This is a genomic window from Roseateles sp. (assembly GCF_044373315.1).
Classification (GTDB): Bacteria; Pseudomonadota; Gammaproteobacteria; order Burkholderiales; family Burkholderiaceae_C; genus JACDQM01.
This window is the reverse complement of record NZ_JBILQK010000082.1, coordinates 1-16,240: the sequence shown is the minus strand read 5'-3', so window position 1 is coordinate 16,240 and position 16,240 is coordinate 1. Positions and strand designations below refer to the sequence as shown.

At 66.9% G+C, this 16,240-nt stretch carries 19 protein-coding genes and 1 pseudogene; 9 read left to right on the top strand and 11 right to left on the bottom strand.

Annotated elements, in window-relative coordinates:
• Positions 1–177: 177 nt before the first annotated feature.
• Entirely contained in the window at positions 178–2,049 is a 1,872-nt protein-coding gene (gene recQ / locus ACIQ67_RS15885; RefSeq protein ID WP_397535351.1) for a DNA helicase RecQ, read from the bottom strand.
• 169 nt (positions 2,050–2,218) lie between these two features.
• On the opposite strand from recQ, the gene ACIQ67_RS15880 reads away from it, so the two are divergent.
• Positions 2,219–2,998 (top strand): GGDEF domain-containing protein, encoded by a 780-nt coding sequence (locus tag ACIQ67_RS15880; RefSeq protein ID WP_397535350.1) that lies wholly within the window; start codon positions 2,219–2,221, stop codon positions 2,996–2,998.
• Positions 2,952–3,188: a diguanylate cyclase domain-containing protein gene (locus ACIQ67_RS15875; protein WP_397535349.1), complete on the top strand. Its 237-nt coding sequence runs from the start codon at positions 2,952–2,954 to the stop codon at positions 3,186–3,188. The genes ACIQ67_RS15880 and ACIQ67_RS15875 overlap by 47 nt, the downstream gene beginning before the upstream one ends.
• 8 nt (positions 3,189–3,196) lie before the next feature.
• Here the strand turns inward: ACIQ67_RS15875 and ACIQ67_RS15870 are convergent, their stop codons facing one another.
• Genes ACIQ67_RS15870 through ACIQ67_RS15860 form a run of 3 tightly spaced genes read right to left on the bottom strand, consistent with a single transcriptional unit; the run spans position 3,197 to position 5,825 of the window.
• Entirely contained in the window at positions 3,197–3,943 is a 747-nt protein-coding gene (locus ACIQ67_RS15870; RefSeq protein ID WP_397535348.1) for a head GIN domain-containing protein, read from the bottom strand.
• Positions 3,940–4,704: a LytR/AlgR family response regulator transcription factor gene (locus ACIQ67_RS15865; RefSeq protein WP_397535347.1), complete on the bottom strand. Its 765-nt coding sequence runs from the start codon at positions 4,702–4,704 to the stop codon at positions 3,940–3,942. The genes ACIQ67_RS15870 and ACIQ67_RS15865 overlap by 4 nt, the downstream gene beginning before the upstream one ends.
• Positions 4,701–5,825, bottom strand: a complete 1,125-nt coding sequence (locus tag ACIQ67_RS15860; protein ID WP_397535346.1) for a sensor histidine kinase — start codon at positions 5,823–5,825, stop codon at positions 4,701–4,703. Before ACIQ67_RS15860 ends, ACIQ67_RS15865 begins: the two co-directional genes overlap by 4 nt.
• A gap of 384 nt (positions 5,826–6,209) precedes the next feature.
• On the opposite strand from ACIQ67_RS15860, the pseudogene ACIQ67_RS15855 reads away from it, so the two are divergent.
• Positions 6,210–6,311: pseudogene (locus ACIQ67_RS15855) on the top strand (amino acid ABC transporter ATP-binding protein); the annotation flags it as partial.
• Positions 6,312–6,571: 260 nt separating this feature from the next.
• Positions 6,572–7,117, top strand: coding sequence for a single-stranded DNA-binding protein (gene ssb, locus ACIQ67_RS15850; protein ID WP_397535345.1), 546 nt, complete (start codon positions 6,572–6,574; stop codon positions 7,115–7,117).
• Positions 7,118–7,196: 79 nt separating this feature from the next.
• On the opposite strand, the gene ACIQ67_RS15845 is transcribed toward ssb, so the two are convergent.
• Positions 7,197–7,637 carry a hypothetical protein gene (locus ACIQ67_RS15845; protein WP_397535344.1) on the bottom strand — a complete coding sequence of 147 codons (441 nt, stop codon included), beginning with the start codon at positions 7,635–7,637 and terminating at the stop codon, positions 7,197–7,199.
• 176 nt (positions 7,638–7,813) lie between these two features.
• Between ACIQ67_RS15845 and ACIQ67_RS15840 the strand changes: the two genes are divergently transcribed.
• The gene (locus tag ACIQ67_RS15840) at positions 7,814–8,173 is read left to right on the top strand and encodes a PspC domain-containing protein (RefSeq protein WP_397535343.1); all 360 of its coding nucleotides are present in this window, start codon (positions 7,814–7,816) and stop codon (positions 8,171–8,173) included.
• Here ACIQ67_RS15840 and ACIQ67_RS15835 read toward each other — a convergent pair.
• The gene (locus ACIQ67_RS15835; RefSeq protein ID WP_397535342.1) at positions 8,154–8,408 is read right to left on the bottom strand and encodes a hypothetical protein; all 255 of its coding nucleotides are present in this window, start codon (positions 8,406–8,408) and stop codon (positions 8,154–8,156) included. The genes ACIQ67_RS15840 and ACIQ67_RS15835 overlap by 20 nt on opposite strands.
• A 118-nt stretch (positions 8,409–8,526) precedes the next feature.
• On the opposite strand from ACIQ67_RS15835, the gene ACIQ67_RS15830 reads away from it, so the two are divergent.
• Positions 8,527–9,423, top strand: coding sequence for a LysR substrate-binding domain-containing protein (locus tag ACIQ67_RS15830; protein WP_397535341.1), 897 nt, complete (start codon positions 8,527–8,529; stop codon positions 9,421–9,423).
• Positions 9,424–9,442: 19 nt separating this feature from the next.
• On the opposite strand, the gene ACIQ67_RS15825 is transcribed toward ACIQ67_RS15830, so the two are convergent.
• The 4 genes from ACIQ67_RS15825 to ACIQ67_RS15810 all read right to left on the bottom strand — a co-directional run bounded on the left by ACIQ67_RS15825 (position 9,443) and on the right by ACIQ67_RS15810 (position 13,083).
• A complete protein-coding gene (locus tag ACIQ67_RS15825; protein WP_397535340.1) occupies positions 9,443–10,120 on the bottom strand; it encodes a response regulator in 678 nt (225 codons plus the stop codon).
• The gene (locus ACIQ67_RS15820; RefSeq protein WP_397535339.1) at positions 10,120–11,364 is read right to left on the bottom strand and encodes a sensor histidine kinase; all 1,245 of its coding nucleotides are present in this window, start codon (positions 11,362–11,364) and stop codon (positions 10,120–10,122) included. Before ACIQ67_RS15820 ends, ACIQ67_RS15825 begins: the two co-directional genes overlap by 1 nt.
• A gap of 75 nt (positions 11,365–11,439) precedes the next feature.
• Entirely contained in the window at positions 11,440–12,549 is a 1,110-nt protein-coding gene (gene mnmA, locus ACIQ67_RS15815; RefSeq protein WP_397535338.1) for a tRNA 2-thiouridine(34) synthase MnmA, read from the bottom strand.
• Between the two features lie 39 nt (positions 12,550–12,588).
• Positions 12,589–13,083 (bottom strand): NUDIX hydrolase, encoded by a 495-nt coding sequence (locus ACIQ67_RS15810; RefSeq protein ID WP_397535337.1) that lies wholly within the window; start codon positions 13,081–13,083, stop codon positions 12,589–12,591.
• A gap of 93 nt (positions 13,084–13,176) precedes the next feature.
• Here ACIQ67_RS15810 and ACIQ67_RS15805 point away from each other — a divergent pair, with 93 nt between their 5' ends.
• Genes ACIQ67_RS15805 through ACIQ67_RS15795 form a run of 3 tightly spaced genes read left to right on the top strand, consistent with a single transcriptional unit; the run spans position 13,177 to position 16,070 of the window.
• Positions 13,177–14,319 (top strand): Re/Si-specific NAD(P)(+) transhydrogenase subunit alpha, encoded by a 1,143-nt coding sequence (locus ACIQ67_RS15805; RefSeq protein ID WP_397535336.1) that lies wholly within the window; start codon positions 13,177–13,179, stop codon positions 14,317–14,319.
• Positions 14,320–14,331: 12 nt separating this feature from the next.
• Positions 14,332–14,649 carry an NAD(P) transhydrogenase subunit alpha gene (locus ACIQ67_RS15800; RefSeq protein ID WP_397535335.1) on the top strand — a complete coding sequence of 106 codons (318 nt, stop codon included), beginning with the start codon at positions 14,332–14,334 and terminating at the stop codon, positions 14,647–14,649.
• Positions 14,646–16,070 carry an NAD(P)(+) transhydrogenase (Re/Si-specific) subunit beta gene (locus ACIQ67_RS15795; protein WP_397535334.1) on the top strand — a complete coding sequence of 475 codons (1,425 nt, stop codon included), beginning with the start codon at positions 14,646–14,648 and terminating at the stop codon, positions 16,068–16,070. Before ACIQ67_RS15800 ends, ACIQ67_RS15795 begins: the two co-directional genes overlap by 4 nt.
• Before the next feature lie 51 nt (positions 16,071–16,121).
• Here ACIQ67_RS15795 and ACIQ67_RS15790 read toward each other — a convergent pair.
• Positions 16,122–16,240 (bottom strand): transposase (locus tag ACIQ67_RS15790; RefSeq protein WP_166962788.1); only part of this gene is annotated, 119 nt, incomplete at its 5' end.

Below are 16,240 nucleotides of genomic sequence, written 5' to 3'. Positions count from 1 at the left end.
CTGGTTCGACAAACTGGGCTTGCCCAGGCTCTCATAACCTCAAGCGCTCGAACCGCCTGGTGCGGACCCGCATGCCCGGTGGTGTGGGAGGGGTGGAGTCGATAATGGCTCACCCCTATCCCGATTTCTTGCCGGCATCTGCCCGGCTGTTTGCGCTTCTTGTCTGCTGCCTGCGGTTCAGCTGACGTCCAGCACGCGCAGAATTTCGCGCCCGTAGGCTTCCAGCTTCTTGCTGCCCACGCCGCTGATGCCGGCCAGTTCGTCCAAGCTGTGCGGATGCTGGCGCGCCATCTCAGCCAGCGTGACGTTCTGGAAGATCACATAGGCCGGCAGCCCATGCTCCTTGGCCACCTCGGCGCGCCAAGCCTTGAGTGACTCGAAGCGCTGCTGGGCCTCGAAGTCCAGGTCCGACGCGTCGGCCGTGCTGCGCGTCTTACCACTGGCGACGCGGGTCGTGCGGCCCTTCTTCGGTGCGGCGCTGGGCACGCGCAGCAGCAGCTGAACCTCGCCCTTGAGCACTGAGCGGGCCGTGTCTGCCAGCGCCAGCGTGTGGTACTCGCCTTCAGTGAACACATGGCCGAGCGAAATCAGCTGGCGCAGCACCGCGCGCCACTGCTGCTCGCTCAGCTCGGCGCCGATCGCCCAGGTGGACAGCTGTTCATGGCCGTACTGCGTGACCTTGTCGGTGACCTTGCCGCGCAGCACATCGATCAGGTGGCCGGCGCCGAAACGCTGACCGCCATTCTGGTGGAAACGGTAGATGCAGGAGAGCAGCTTGCGCGCCGCCTCGGTGCCGTCCCAGGTGGCGGGCGGATGCAGGCAGTTGTCGCAGTTCCCGCAGGGCTTGCTGTCTTCGCCAAAGTAGCCCAGCAGGCGCACGCGCCGGCAATCGGTGGCCTCGGCCAGCGCCAGCAGTGCGTCGAGCTTGCCGCGCTGGATGGTCTTGAATTCTTCACCGGCCGGGCTCTCGTCGATCATGCGGCGCTGGTTCACCACATCGGCTAGGCCATAGGTCATCCAGGCCTCGGCCGGTGCGCCATCGCGGCCGGCACGGCCGGTCTCCTGGTAATAGCTCTCGATGTTCTTGGGCAGGTCCAGGTGGGCGACGAAGCGCACATCCGGCTTGTCGATGCCCATGCCGAAGGCGATGGTGGCCACCATCACGATTGCGTCCTCGCGCAGAAAGCGGTCCTGGTGGCGCTGGCGCACCGCAGCGTCCAGGCCGGCGTGATAGGGCAAGGCGCGCAGGCCCTCGCTCTCCAGCCAGGCGGCGGTCTCCTCGACCTTCTTGCGGCTCTGGCAGTAGACGATGCCGGCCTCGTCCTCATGCTCGTCGCGGATGAAGCGCAGCAGCTGCTCGCGCGGCTTCGCATCCTTCTCGACGATGGCATAGCGGATATTGGGGCGGTCGAAGCTGCTGATGAAAACGCGCGCTTCTTCCAGCTTCAGGCGCTCGATGATGTCGGCGCGCGTGATGTCGTCGGCGGTGGCGGTCAGCGCGATGCGCGGCACGTCGGGGAAACGCTCGTGCAGCATCGACAGCGCCAGGTATTCGCTGCGGAAATCGTGGCCCCACTGGCTGACGCAATGCGCTTCGTCGATCGCGAACAGGCTCAGCAGGCCGCGTTCGTTGAGCGACTCCAGCTGCGCCAAAAAGCGCGGGTTGGTGATGCGCTCGGGGGCCGCGTAGAGCATCACCAGCCGGCCGCTCATCATCTCGCGCTCCACATGCTGGGCCTGCTCGCTGCTGAGCGTGGAGTTCAGGAAGGCCGCATGCACGCCAGCCTCTTCCAGCGCGCCGACCTGGTCGTGCATCAGCGCGATCAACGGACTCACCACCACACTGACGCCCTGCCCGCCGCGATGCCGAGCGATGGCCGGGATCTGGTAGCACAGGCTTTTGCCGCCGCCGGTGGGCATCAGCACCAGCGCATCGCCGCCGCCTGTCACATGCTCGACGATGGGCGCCTGGGCGCCGCGGAAGGCGCTGTAGCCGAAGATTTCTTGCAGGATGGCCTGCGGGGCGGGAGTGTGGTCTGGCGGGATCATGAAGGGCGCCATTGTCCAGGAGAAGGCCGATGCGCTGAAAAGTCCCCGCCGCGCGGCGCTGCGCGTCCCCGGATTGCGGCACAGTCGGGGCTGACGGTCTGGCTGGCCTTGTTCCGGGACAGAGCGACAATGCGGCGAGAAGGTTTTGCGACATCTGTTCAGACCGACGATGCTGAAAGCTCCAATACCCGGCAATGAGGCGCAGCGCCTGGCCTCATTGCGCGCGCTGAATGTGCTGGACACGGTGCCCGAAGAGCGCTTTGACCGGCTCACCCGCATGGCCAGGCGCCTGTTCGGCGTTCAGACCGTGCTCGTCAGCCTTGTGGATGAAAACCGCCAATGGTTCAAGTCCGCGCAGGGCCTGGACGTGTGCGAGACACCCCGCGACATCTCCTTCTGCGGCCATGCCATCCTGCAAGACGGGCCGCTGGTGATCCCGGACACCTTGCTGGACCCGCGCTTTGCCGACAACCCGCTGGTGGCCGGCGAGCCGCATGTGCGCTTCTACACCGGCCACCCGCTGGCCGCTCCCGATGGGCAGCGGGTTGGCACGCTGTGCCTGATCGATGCCAGCCCGCGCACCCTGGACGATGAGGAGCTGGCGATGCTGGCTGACATGGCCAGGATGGTCGAGCATGAGCTAGCCATGGTGCAGCTGGCCATGATTGACGAGCTGACCGGCCTCAGCAACCGGCGCGGCTTCGAGTTGCTGCTGGACCAGACCCTGGCACTGTGTCATCGGCTGAATCGATCAGCGTCGCTGCTGTTCTTCGATCTCGACCGCTTCAAGGACATCAACGACCAGCACGGGCATGCGGTCGGTGACCGGGTGCTGGCCGACTTCGGCAAGCTGCTGCAGCAGACCTTCCGCAGCTCCGATCTGCTGGGGCGCCTGGGCGGCGATGAGTTCGTCGTGCTGCTCACGCATTGCCGAACTGGCCGAACGTGAGAGCGCGCTGAAGCGGCTCGACTTGGCGGTGCAGGCCTACAACGCCGAGGGTGCTCGCGGCTGGCAGCTCGCCTACAGCGTGGGCATCGCGGATGCGTCGCCGGAATCCGGGATCCGTGGCGCTGACCTCGTGGCGCAAGCCGATCGCCGCATGTACCAGCAGAAGCAGCAGCACCGGCAAGGCCAGTAGGGCCTGCCTCAGCGCTTGTCGCCCAGGGCCTTGATGCTGGAGATGCCGCTGGAGGCGCGCTGCACCTCGGGTTGGCCCCAATATTCGACGGTGCCGATGCCCGAGACGTTGACGCGCAGCTCATCGCTGACCCACAGCCTGGCATTGCCGATGCCGCTGATGCTGACGGTGGCGCGCGTGCTGCGCAGCTGATCGGCGATCAGCTTGCCCTTGCCGGACACCTGCAGCTGCAGATCGTGCACCTTGCCGCTCAACTGGCCGTCGCCGGCACCCGAGATCGAAAAGCGCAGCTGCTCGGCAAACAGCTCGTCAAAACGCGCCTGGCCGGCGCCTGAAATCTGGATGCTCAGGCGCTCCGCCTGCAGGTGGCCGGGCACATGGACATCGCTATTGCCCGAGATCACCAGCTGATTCAGCTGGCGCACCAGCACCTCGATCTGCAGCCGGGAGCTGTTCCAGAACTTCCAGCCGCCGGCCGGGCGAATCACCAGCCGGTTCTTGCTGAGCGCGAGTTCGATGCTCTTCTGCACCTCGGGGCCGCCGACGATGAAGACCTGATCGCGGTCGCCCTGGGTCAGCCGCACATGGGCCGAGCCGGCGACTTCAAGGCGATCAAAGTCGCCCGGTGTGTAGATCTGGCCCTCGACGCCTGCGGGCGTCGCGACCGTCTGTCCGCTGACCAGCGAGGTCCAGGCCGCCAGGGCGCTGAAGCCGAGCCAGCGGCCAATGCGTAGCAAAGCAGCGGCGGTGCTCACAGCGATTGCTCCCGCAGCTTCTTCGAGACCTCGCGGCTGGCGGTCAGACGGGTGCCGTCGCGCATCCGCACCACCAGTTGCGAGTTCTCGTCCGGTGTCATCGACTCAACGAAGTCCAGATTGACCATGCTGCCGCGCTGCAGCTTCAGAAAGCGCGCCGGGTCCAGGCGCTGCTCGAAGCTGGCAATCGGCAGGCGCACCAGGAAGCTGCGTCCGCGGCTCGTCAGCGCGGTGTATTTGCTGTCCGAGCGCAGGTGCTCGATGTCATCGACCCGCAGCGGAAAAATCTTGCCCTGATCGCGCACCAGCACGCGTGTCAGGGGCTCGCCGCTGTCCTGCTGCTGCAAGGCTTCCAGCGCGGTGCCGACCGCGGCTGGTGCACTGTTGGCCAGGGCATGCTCGACGGCGTCGACAAAGCGCTCGCGCGAGAAGGGCTTGAGCAGATAGTCCAGCGCATGCAGCTCGAAGGCGGTCAACGCATGCTCGTCGTAGGCGGTGGTGAAGATCACGGCCGGCCGCAGGCCCTCGTCGGCCAGCGCGCGCAGCACCTGCAAGCCGGTCATGCCGGGCATCTGGATGTCCATCAGTACCAGTTCCGGCCGCAGCGCGCGGATTTGCGCCAGCGCGCTGGCGCCGTCCGCGCACACCGCCAGCAGCTCCAGCTGCGGCATGCTGCGCACCCACTCGGCCAGGCTCTCGGCCGCCAGGGCCTCGTCCTCGGCGATCAGCGTGGTGATGGACGTCTTGGTGCTTGGGTTCATTGCGGTATCCAGAGATCAACTCGAAAGCCTGCGCCGGGGGCTGTGTCGATGCGCAGGCGCGCCCGGCCTTCAAAGTCCAGCGCGAAGCGCCGCCGCAGCGCCTCCAGGCCGATGCCGCGCCGCGCGCCTGCATTCGCGGCAGCGGGCTCCAGCGTGCGCGGGTCGCAGCCGGGGCCGTCGTCCTCCACGCGCAGCTCCAGTCCCTGGTTGAGGACGTTGCGGCTGCTGCGAATGCGTATGGTGCCGCCTTGGGTGCGCGGCGCCACAGCATGCAGCACGCTGTTCTCCACCAGCGGCTGCAGCGTTAGCGGCGGCACCTCGTCATTCAGCGTGGCCGGGTCGATCTGCCAGTCCAGCTGCAGCCGGCTGCCCAGGCGCAGGGCCTCCAGGGCCAGGTAGTCGCGCACGAAGTCCAGCTCTTCGGCCAAGGCGACACGGTCGCTGGTTTCGCGCTTGGCGGCCAGCACATAGCGCAACATGCCGGCAAAGCGCAGCAGCGCGGTTTCGGCCGCCTGCGCGTCCTTGCGTGTCAGCGCGATCAGCGAATTCAGGGCGTTGAACAGAAAGTGCGGGTTGAGCTTGCCGCTGATAGCGGCCAGCTCGGCGCGCGCCAGCGCGGACTCGGCCTGCGCTGCAGCCAGGGCCGCCGAGCGCGCCCGCCGCGCCTGCAGGCGGGCGTTGAAGCCCGTGGCGATCGCCGCATAGGCGAACACCCCCCAGATGGCCCGCCACAACACGGTCTGGCGCAGAACCGCCCAGGCGTGATCGGGGCCGAACAGCAGCCAGGCGACCACGAAGTCGCCCGCTTGCCAAAGCGTGCCGAACAGCAGGGCCGCGAAGGCGTGGGCCAGCAGCAGCTGACCCACGCCGGCCTCGGGCGTGCGGCGCTGCAGCCAGCGAACCCAAGGGTAGACAGCCGGCCCCATCAGCATCGGAGCCCACAGGCTCAGGCTGGCCTGGTAGATGGCCTCCCACAGCTGCCACAAGCCGGGCTGGAACTCCGTGCCGGCCAGCACATAAAGCATCCAGGCCAGCAGGCAGGCGCCGCCATAGCCCAGCCACAAGGCGCGGTCGCTGCCGTCGCGCCGGGCCTGCTGAGGTGGGGTGGGATGCACTGTCATGAGTCCATCTTAGGGAAAGCCGTCGCCTTGCTGGATGAGCGGGCGACCGGGTGCGGGAGCCGAGGCCTCAAATGCGGGCGTCTGGGGGTGACTTGTCGGGCTCGTTGCGATGTCAGCGACATGGGCTGCAGGGCGAGGGGCTTGTCCGCCCGCATCAGCACTCATCGATGTTGACCGACAGGTTTGGCTCAAACCCCCCGCCAGCGCCTCCTGCCGCCCCGACTTAGTCGCCCGGCACTGTGCGCATCGGCCCGTTGCTCTCGACCACCGCGTGTGGAACCAAGCGTGTCCACAGTGCTTGCATACAAGCCAGCTGTGCCTTGGCATGGAAGCTGCCATACCCAGGGCATGGGTATCTCCGCCACCGACATCAGCCAGCGCATCGGCGAGGCGCTGGCCGAGGAGGGCATGACGCTGCTGATGGTCACGCACGAAAGGAATTTCGGCCGCAAGGTGGCCGACCGCGTCATCTTTATGCATCAGGGCGCGCGCCCGTCCCGCGCTCTGGAGCCGAGGGCACATGCAGTATGCTGTAGGGATCAGAACGTGCTCTGCGCGCGCAGCTTGATGTCGAGATGGGCCGCAGTCCGCGGGTCCGTGCGTCCTTCAGCAGCGTTTACGCGCGTTCTCGCAGCATATAGGTCTTGGCTCGGTTCAGGGGGAACGGCAGCCTGGCGGGAAAAGTCGGACTGGACTTTTGCCCCGAAGACAGAGTCAATATCCCCTGGACACGAGTGGAGCGCAGCATGGCGTCGGTCAACAAAGTCATCATCATCGGCAACCTGGGGCGCGATCCCGAGGTGCGCTACACGCCCAGCGGCGCCGCGGTCTGCAATGTCTCGGTGGCGACCACCCGCAACTGGAAGAGCCGCGAAGGCGGCGAGCGCCAGGAAGAGACGGAATGGCACCGCGTGGTGTTCTATGACCGTCTGGCTGAGATCGCCGGCGAGTACCTGAAGAAGGGCCGCCCGGTCTACGTCGAGGGTCGCCTGAAGACCCGCAAGTGGACCGACAAGGAAGGCAAGGAACAGTACACCACCGAGATCATTGCCGAGCAGATGCAACTGCTCGGCGGCCGTGAAGGCGGCGGCGGTGGCGACGACATGGGTGGCGGTGGCGGCTACAGCCGTGGCAACCGCGGTGGCAACAACGACATGGGCGGCGGTGGCGACTTCGACGCGCCCGCCCCGGCCCCGCGTGCTGCAGCCCGCCCGGCCCCGGCACCGCGCCAGTCCCCGGCCGCGAAGCCGGCGACAGGCTTCGACGATATGGACGACGACATCCCGTTCTGACCGGCAGCTGGCGGCCCATCGGCCCGCCACCAAGCAAAACGGCCCCGCGGGGCCGTTTTGCTTGGCGGATGCGGACGATTCAGCGCAGCAGAGCGCCGCCGCTGCCGCCGCCGAGCTGGCAGCGCTGTGCCTTGCATTGGGCACCGGGGTCGACCTCGAACATGCAGTTTGAGACGGCACCGCTGCGCATGTTTTCAGCCATGCGCTCGGCCTTGTAGCGCTCACCCAGCGCGGCCAGCTTGTCGGCCTTGCTGCGCGCGGTGGACCAGGCGATGTAGCGATCCGGTCCGCCGCAGGCCTTGGCACCCAGTGCCAGCGTGCGGCACTGCTGGTCACTGCTGCAAGCCGCGTCGCCGATCTCGGTCTCGATCTGCTTGAGCAGGGTCTGGCTGCTGTTGGCTGGGGCCTGGGCTTCGCTCGCGCAGGCGCTCAAGGCCAGGGCCAGCAAGCCGGCGGCTGCGCCACGCAGGACGAGCAGGCGCTGCCAGGCCGAAGCGGTGTGACGTGAAGTGCAGTTCATGGCCCATGCTCGCCCAAGCTGGCGTGCTTGGCAAGCGCGCCGGGGCGACGCTTGGTGCGGCGATCTTGCCGTTCTGAACCGGCATCTGCACGCTTGGTCGCAAGTGGCTGGTTCTAGCCGCCGTTACGACTTACGCTTCAAGCCATCCCATCCATCGAGCCCTGAAGGAGCGCGATATGTCCGATAGCGAAGAACTGGCCCGCCTGGCCGACCTGCATCAGCGCGGCGCCTTGAATGACGAAGAGTTTGCGCGCGCCAAGGCACGCCTGCTCAATGGCGAGGCCACAGCCCGCAGCAGCGCGGCGGCCAACCCGGCGATGAACGTGATCAACAGCCTGCGCCGCAGCCGCGAGGATCGCTGGCTGGGCGGTGTCTGCGGCGGTATCGCGCAGCTCAGCGGCATCGCTGCCTGGTTCCTGCGCCTGGTGTTCGCACTGCTGCTGCTGTGCGGCGGCACCGGCCTGCTGATTTATCTGCTGATGTGGGTGTTCGTGCCTTTGGACGAGCCGCCGGTGATCAGCCAGCGAACGGCCTGAGGGCGCGGCTGTGGCTGTGTTCTGGCGCGTGCAGGCCCGCCGCAGAGGCCTCTTTCGCACGCCGGCGCAGGCGCCGTGCGGCGGACGACAGCCCGCGCTGCAGGGCGCTCAACGTCCATGCGACAGCATCGCTGATGGCTTCGCGGCGCAGCTGCGCCGCATGCCGCTTGGCAGCGTCAATCAGCAGCGTGTGCTGTTGCGGGCTGAGTCCCAAAGGGTGGCGGTAGGGTGTCATCGTGGGCTCCTTTGAATCGGTGGCTCGACTCTAGGCAGCACCCGGCCGCGGCGAAACGGCGCCCGCCACAAAGCGGCCTTGCACCGGCTGCAAGACCGCTGCGCCTACCATGTGGCCCATGGATGAACTGGCCATCGATGATCTGAAGCTGTTTGGTCGTGTCGCCGCGCTGGGCTCCTTGTCCGCCGTGGCGCGCGAGCGCGACGTGCCGGTGAGCCAGGTCTCGCGCGCGCTCTCGCGCATCGAGAAAAGCTGTGCGGCGCGGCTGGTGCATCGCTCCACGCATGGCCTGACGCTCAGTGTCGAGGGCGAGACCTTCCTGGCCTACTGTCAGCGCATCATCGGCACCTTCGACGAGTTGCAGGGTGAATTCAGCAGCCGTGCCGGCGCGGCCAGCGGCCGGGTTCGCGTGGCCGCCAGCACCGTGGTGGCGCAGTATCTGCTGGTGCCCAGCCTAAGCGAGCTGCACCGGCGCCACCCGCGGCTGAGCATCGATCTCGAGGTCAGCGATCGCATGGCCGACCTGGTCCGCGACGGTCTCGACATCGCCATTCGCACCGCAGCCGCCTTGCCCGAGCATCTGGTGGCGCGGCGCATTGGCACGCTTGGCCGTGCGCTGTATGCGGCACCGTCCTACGCCCAGGCCATCGGGCTGCCCGCGCGCCCCGATGAGCTGGCTGCGCACCGCCTCATCACCAACAGCGCTGCGCCGCATCTCAACCACTGGCCTTTCTTGATCGAGGGCCAGGCGAGCAAGCATGTTGCCGAAGGCTTCTGGTGCTGCAATGACACCGGCCTGGCCGCCGAGATGGTGCTGCAAGGGCTCGGCATCGGCCGCCTGTCGACCATTGTGGCGGCGCCGCTGCTGGCGCGCGGCCTGCTGGTGCCGGTACTGGCGGATTGCGTCGACCCGCAGACGGTGCCGCTGTACGCGGTGATGAGCAGTGCGCGTCAGCGTCTTCCCAAGATCCGCGCCTGCATCGATTTCTGGGCTGAGCGGCTGGGGCAGGCCTGAGCTCTGCGCCAGCGCTGCATTAGATCCACCCCAGGTCGATCGCCCGCAGCACCGCCTGCGTGCGGTCGCGCACGCCCATCTTCGAGAAGATGGCCGAGCAGTGGTTCTTGATCACGCCTTCGCTATTGCCCAGCAGCGCGGCGATCTCGGTGTTGCTGCGGCCGCTGGCCACCAGGCGCAGCACCTGCAGTTCCTTGGGGCTCAGCGGATCGGGCTGCTCGGTGGCCACAAAGCCGCGCTCCAACTGGGTCGCATGGCGTTCCATGCGCTCGGTGATGCCGGGTCGCAGCGCGGTGCCGCCGGAGGCCACGTCGCGCAGGGCCTGCAGCAGCGTGTCGGGGCTGATGGCCTTGAGCACAAAGCCCTTGGCGCCGGCGCGCACGGCATCGTCGAAGGCCTGGGCATCGTCGAAGGTGGTCAGCAGCAGCACCGGGATCGGCCAGCCGCGCGCGGCCAGCGCGCGGATCAGCCCCAGCCCGTCAAGGCGCGGCATGCGCATGTCGGACAGCACCACATCTGGCATGTCTTCAGGGGCCAACTCGGCGAGCAGGGCCACGGCCTCGGCGCCGTCAGCGGCTTCGCCGATCAGGCGCAGCTCGCTGTACAGCGCGAGCAGGCCTTTCAGTCCTTCGCGCACCAGCTGCTGGTCTTCGACCAGCAGGATCTTGATCGGCAGGGACTCGGTTTTCATGATCATCACGCGCTCCTCGGGCAACGCAGCTCCACGGTCAGGCCGGTAGGTCCGGGAAGCAGCTGCATGCTGCCGCCCAGTTCGTTCATGCGCTCTGCCATGCCTTTGAGCCCGTTGCCGGGCACGGCCTGGACGGCGCGGTCGCCATCGTCTTCCACCCGCAGGCAGATCTGCTGGTCGTCGGCACATAGGCCCAGCTTGATGCGCAGTTGCCGCGCCCGCGCGTGGCGCACGGCATTGGTCACGGCTTCCTGCACGCAGCGCAGCAGTGCATGGGCCAGGCGTGGGCTCAGGTCGCGCACGCTGGCGTCCAGCTCAAGGACGATGTGCGGCCGGCTGATGCCTTCGGCCAGCGCCTGCAGCGCCGCACTCAGATCGATGCGCTGGGAGCTGCGTTCTGCCGATACGGCGGCGCGCACCTCGCTGAGCAACTGGGCTGCCACGCCGCGCGCCTTGTCCACCGCCTGGCCGGCGCCGGCGCTGTCGGCGCGTTCGAGCAGGGCGCTGCCCAGCTGCAGCTGCAGGTTCAAGGCGGTCAGGTGATGCCCCATCAGGTCGTGCAGCTCGCGTGCCATCAGCTGGCGCTCGGCGTAGCGCAGCTGTTCAGCCTGCAGCTGCTCGGCGCTGCGCTTTTCGGCCAGCATGGCCTGCAGCCAGCGGCGCTTCTCGGCTTCCGCGGCGGCCATGCGGCCCAGGCCCAGGGCCATGCCGTGCAGCGCCACCATGGCCAGCATCAGGCTCAAGGTGTTGGCCCACCATGGGGTGTTGCTGGTCAGTTGTTCGAGGCGCTGGCCGCTGCTCGGCAACAGCCAGTAGAGCGCCAGGTTCAGCAGCACCTGGACCACGGCAAACACCATCGCCGGCCGCGCACGCAGCAGCACAGCAGCCAGCGCGGTGACCAGGAAAGGCAGGCCGGGCGTGATCAACAGCGCCAGACCAGCCAGCAGCATGATCTCGCCGAGCGCGCCGCGCGGAGGCTGATCAATGCGGTTGTGGCTGGCTAGCCGCCAGAAGCGCCAGACGAACAGGCATGCCAGGCCCAGGCCGATCAGCAGCAGCAGGCGATCCTGCGGCTGGCCACCCAGGCGCGTGTAGAGCGCGGCCACCAGGCCATCGTAGGGTTCGGTGGGACGCCCCAGCAGGCCGCTGAGTGCCGAGCCCAGCTCCAGCGCACACAGGGCCAGCGCGGCAATGCGCAGCACCACACCGGGCTGGGCCAGGCGTTCAAGCAAGCGGGGCTGAGGCGGCATGTTCATGGGCGTCCGGCGAGCGTGCCACAGGCGTGCGCAGCCTCCATGTGCCCTTGGTCATGCGAGGTCCGATCCTCAGGCGATGGCCTCGGCGATCACGCCGCCGCCCAGGCAGACCTCGCCGTCATAGAGCACCGCGCTTTGCCCCGGCGTTACCGCCCATTGCGGCTGCACGAAATCGAGGCGGATCGAGCCCTCGCCGGGCAGCAGCGCGCAGGCCGCGTCAGCCTGGCGGTAGCGGGTCTTGGCGCCGTAGCCTCCGAAGGCGGGCATCGCGCCGCTGCACCAGCTCAGATCGTCGGCGATCAGCGAGCGGCTTTGCAGCAGCGGATGCTCGTGGCCCTGCGCGACGACCAGGGTGTTGCTGTCCAGATCCTTGCGGGCCACAAACCACGGCTCATGCTCGCCACCGCCGCGCGGCGCGCCTTTTTCCTTGATGCCGCCGATGCCCAGGCCCTGGCGCTGGCCCAGGGTGTAGAAGGACAGGCCCACATGCTCGCCGAGTTTGCGGCCGCGATCATCCTTGATGGGGCCGGGCTGGTGCGACAGATAGCGGTTGAGGAACTCGCGGAAGGGCCGCTCGCCGATGAAGCAGATGCCGGTCGAGTCCTTCTTCTTGGCATTGGGCAGGCCGATCTCTTCGGCGATGCGGCGCACCTCGGTCTTTGCCAGCTCACCGACAGGGAACAAGGTCTTGGCCAGCTGGGGCTGGTTGAGGCGGTGCAGAAAGTAGCTCTGGTCCTTCAGCGGATCGAGCCCCTTCAGAAGTTGGAACTCCCCGGCAAGCTCGCGCACGCGCGCATAGTGTCCGGTGGCGATCTTCTCGGCGCCCAGGCGTATCGCATGGTCAAGGAAGGCCTTGAACTTGATCTCGGCGTTGCACAGCACATCGGGGTTGGGCGTGCGGCCGGCCTGGTATTCGCGCAGGAAGGCGGCGAACACGCGGTCCTTGTAGTCGGCGGCGAAATTGACATGCTCGATCTCGATGCCGATCACGTCGGCCACCGCGGCGGCGTCGACGAAATCGACGTTGGACGAGCAGTACTCGCTGTCATCGTCGTCCTCCCAGTTCTTCATGAAGATGCCGACCACCTCATGGCCGGCCTTCTTCAGCAGATAGGCGGAAACGGCGGAATCGACACCGCCGGACAGGCCGACGACGATGCGTTGTTTCGGGGAACTCATGGGCCCGATTGTCCCGCAAGCGCCAAGGCCGGGCCGGGCTCAGGCCTTGATGAGAGGCTGACGCACCGAGGGGTCGACATGGATGGCGTCCAGCGGCAGGCGCCGGCCGGCCACATAGTCCTCCACGCACTGCAGCAGCAGCGGGCTGCGATGCCGGGCGCTGCTGGCGCGCAGCTCGTCCAGGCTCAGCCACAAGGTGCGGACGATGCCCTTGTCCAGCGCCTGGCCCGCCATCGCCTCGCCCGCCTGTCCGCAAAAGGCCAGGCGCAGATAGGTGACATCCTCATCGCGGCTGGGGCGTTGGAAGCGCGCCATGTAGACGCCCACCAGCGCCTCGGGCACGAAGGGGCGGGCGGTCTCCTCCAGTGTCTCGCGCGCGACAGCAGCAAGCGGCGACTCGCCCTCGTCCAGGTGCCCGGCCGGCTGGTTCAGCATCAGGCCTTCCGGCGTTTCCTCCTCGACCAGCAGGAAGCGGCCGCCGGATTCGATGATGGCGGCTACTGTCACCGAGGGTTTCCAGCGTTCGTGTTTCATTGAGTGTCGCTTTCGTGCTTGCCCGGGTACTGAGGTGTGGCTCTATTGTGTAAGCTGAATGCAAGCAATCCAACGAGATCCGAGGAGGATTCCATGCTGATCGGAGTTCCGCGCGAAAGCGCGGCCGGAGAAAGCCGTGTGGCGGTCACGCCTGAAACGGCCAAGAAGCTCAAGGCCCAGGGTCACGTCTTGCGCATCGAGACGGGCGCCGGTCTGGCGGCCAGTGCCACCGACGAGGCCTATCTGGCCGCAGGCGCCGAGATCGTGGACCGCGCGGCGGCTCTGAGTGCGGAGCTGGTCTTGAAAGTGCGCAGCCCGGATGCCGCCGAGCTGGCGCTGATGAAGCCGGGCACTGCGCTGGTCGGCATGCTCAACCCCTTCGACCGCGAGGGCCTGCAGGCGCTGGCCACGGCGGGGCTGACCAGCTTCGCGCTAGAAGCCGCGCCGCGCACCACGCGGGCACAGAGCATGGATGTGCTGAGCTCGCAGGCCAATATCGCCGGCTACAAGGCGGTGATGATCGCGGCCGACAAATACCAGCGCTTCTTCCCGATGCTGATGACGGCGGCCGGCACGGTCAAGGCCGCGCGCGTGGTGGTGCTGGGTGTCGGTGTGGCCGGCCTGCAGGCCATTGCGACGGCCAAGCGCCTGGGCGCGGTGATCGAGGCCAGCGATGTGCGTCCGGCGGTCAAGGAGCAGGTCGAGTCGCTGGGCGCCAAGTTCATCGATGTGCCCTACGAGACGGCCGAGGAGAAGGAAGCCGCCGAAGGTGTGGGCGGCTACGCCAAACCAATGCCACCGAGCTGGCTGGAGCGCCAGAGGGCGGAAGTGGCCAAGCGCGTGGCGCAGGCCGATGTGGTGATCACCACCGCCTTGATTCCCGGCCGCGCCGCGCCGACGCTGGTGAGCGAGGAGATGGTCAAGAGCATGAAGCCGGGCTCGGTGATCGTCGACATCGCCGCAGGCAAGGGCGTCGCGAATCCGGATGGCAGCGTGGGCGGCAACTGCCCGCTGACTGAGGCCGGCAAGACCGTGGTCAAGCATGGCGTGACCCTGGTCGGCGAGACCAATCTGCCGGCGCTGGTGGCGGCTGACGCCTCGGCCCTGTATGCGCGCAATGTGCTGGATTTTCTGAAGCTGGTCATCACCAAGGAAGGCAGCTTCCAGGTGCCGATGGACGACGACATCGTGGCGGCGGTTCTCGTCAGCCGCGACGGACAGATAACCCGGGCCTGAGGAGTAACCGAGATGGACGCCATATCCCCAACAATCATCAATCTGATCATCTTCGTGCTGGCCATCTATGTGGGCTACCACGTGGTGTGGAACGTCACGCCCGCGCTGCACACGCCGCTGATGGCGGTGACCAACGCGATCTCGGCCATCGTCATCGTCGGCGCGATGCTGGCGGCGGCACTGACTGAAACGGACCTGGGCAAGGTCATGGGCACGCTGGCGGTGGCTCTGGCGGCGGTCAATGTGTTCGGCGGCTTCCTGGTGACGCGCCGCATGCTGGAGATGTTCCGCAAGAAGGACAAGAAGGCAGCTGTGGAGGTCAAGCAATGAGCCTCGACGTCGTCACGCTGCTCTACCTGGTGGCCAGCGTCTGCTTCATCCAGGCGCTCAAGGGCCTGTCGCATCCCACCACCTCGATCAAGGGCAACCTCTTCGGCATGGTCGGCATGACCATCGCCGTGTTCACCACCGGCGCGCTGATCCTGAAGCTGGCCCATGGCAATGCCTTCGGCCTCAGCTATGTGCTGGTGGGTCTGGTGATCGGCGGCGGCCTGGGCACCTATATGGCCAACAAGGTCGAGATGACCAAGATGCCCGAGCTGGTGGCTTTCATGCACAGCATGATCGGCCTGGCCGCGGTGTTCATCGCCATCGCCGCGGTGGCTGAGCCCTATGCCTTCGGCATCAGCGTCAAGGGCGCGCCGATTCCAGTCGGCAACCGCATCGAACTGTTCCTGGGCGCAGCCATCGGCGCCATCACCTTCAGCGGCTCGGTGATCGCCTTCGGCAAGCTCAGCGGCAAGTACAAGTTCCGCCTCTTCCAGGGTGCGCCGGTCAGCTTCTCGGGCCAGCACATGCTGAATCTGGTGCTGGGCGTCACCACGCTGGGGCTGGGTGCCTACTTCGCTTACAGCGAGAGCTGGGCCGCCTTCATGATTTTGCTGGCCCTGGCCTTTGTGCTGGGCGTGCTGATCATCATCCCGATCGGCGGCGCCGACATGCCGGTGGTGGTGTCGATGCTGAACAGCTACTCGGGCTGGGCCGCAGCGGGCATCGGCTTCTCGCTGAACAACTCGATGCTGATCATCGCCGGCTCGCTGGTTGGCAGCTCGGGCGCCATCCTCTCGTACATCATGTGCAAGGCGATGAACCGCTCCTTCTTCAACGTGATCCTGGGCGGCTTCGGCGGAGAGGCTGCGTCTGCGGCATCCGGCGGCGGCGAGCAGCGTCCGGTCAAGAGCGGCAGCGCCGACGATGCGGCCTTCATCCTCGGCAATGCCGAGACCGTCATCATCGTGCCGGGCTACGGCCTGGCGGTGGCGCGCGCGCAGCATGCGGTGAAGGAGCTGGCGCTCAAGCTCACCGAGAAGGGCGTGACGGTCAAGTACGCCATCCATCCGGTAGCCGGCCGCATGCCGGGTCATATGAACGTTCTGCTGGCCGAGGCCGAGGTTCCCTACGACCAGGTCTTCGAGATGGAGGACATTAACGCCGAGTTCGGCCAGGCCGATGTGGCTATCATCCTCGGCGCCAACGACGTGGTGAACCCGGCTGCGCATGTGAAGGGCAGCGCGATCTACGGCATGCCCATCCTGGAGGCCTACAAGGCCAAGACGGTGATCGTCAACAAGCGCTCGATGGCGTCCGGCTATGCGGGCCTGGACAACGAGCTGTTCTACATGGACAAGACCATGATGGTGTTCGGCGACGCCAAGAAGGTGGTCGAGGACATGGTCAAGGCAATCGAGTAGACGCCACGCTCCAGCGCTGGGCACCGCGGCGAGCGGTGCCCTTTTTTTGGTTCATCGAGGATTTCCGGGGAAGGCGGCTCGGATTTTGAGGAAGAAGTACTCCTCGTCGCGGTAGCCATAGGCTCGTCGCTTGATGACCTTGATCGTGTTGTTGATGCCTTCGACGACGC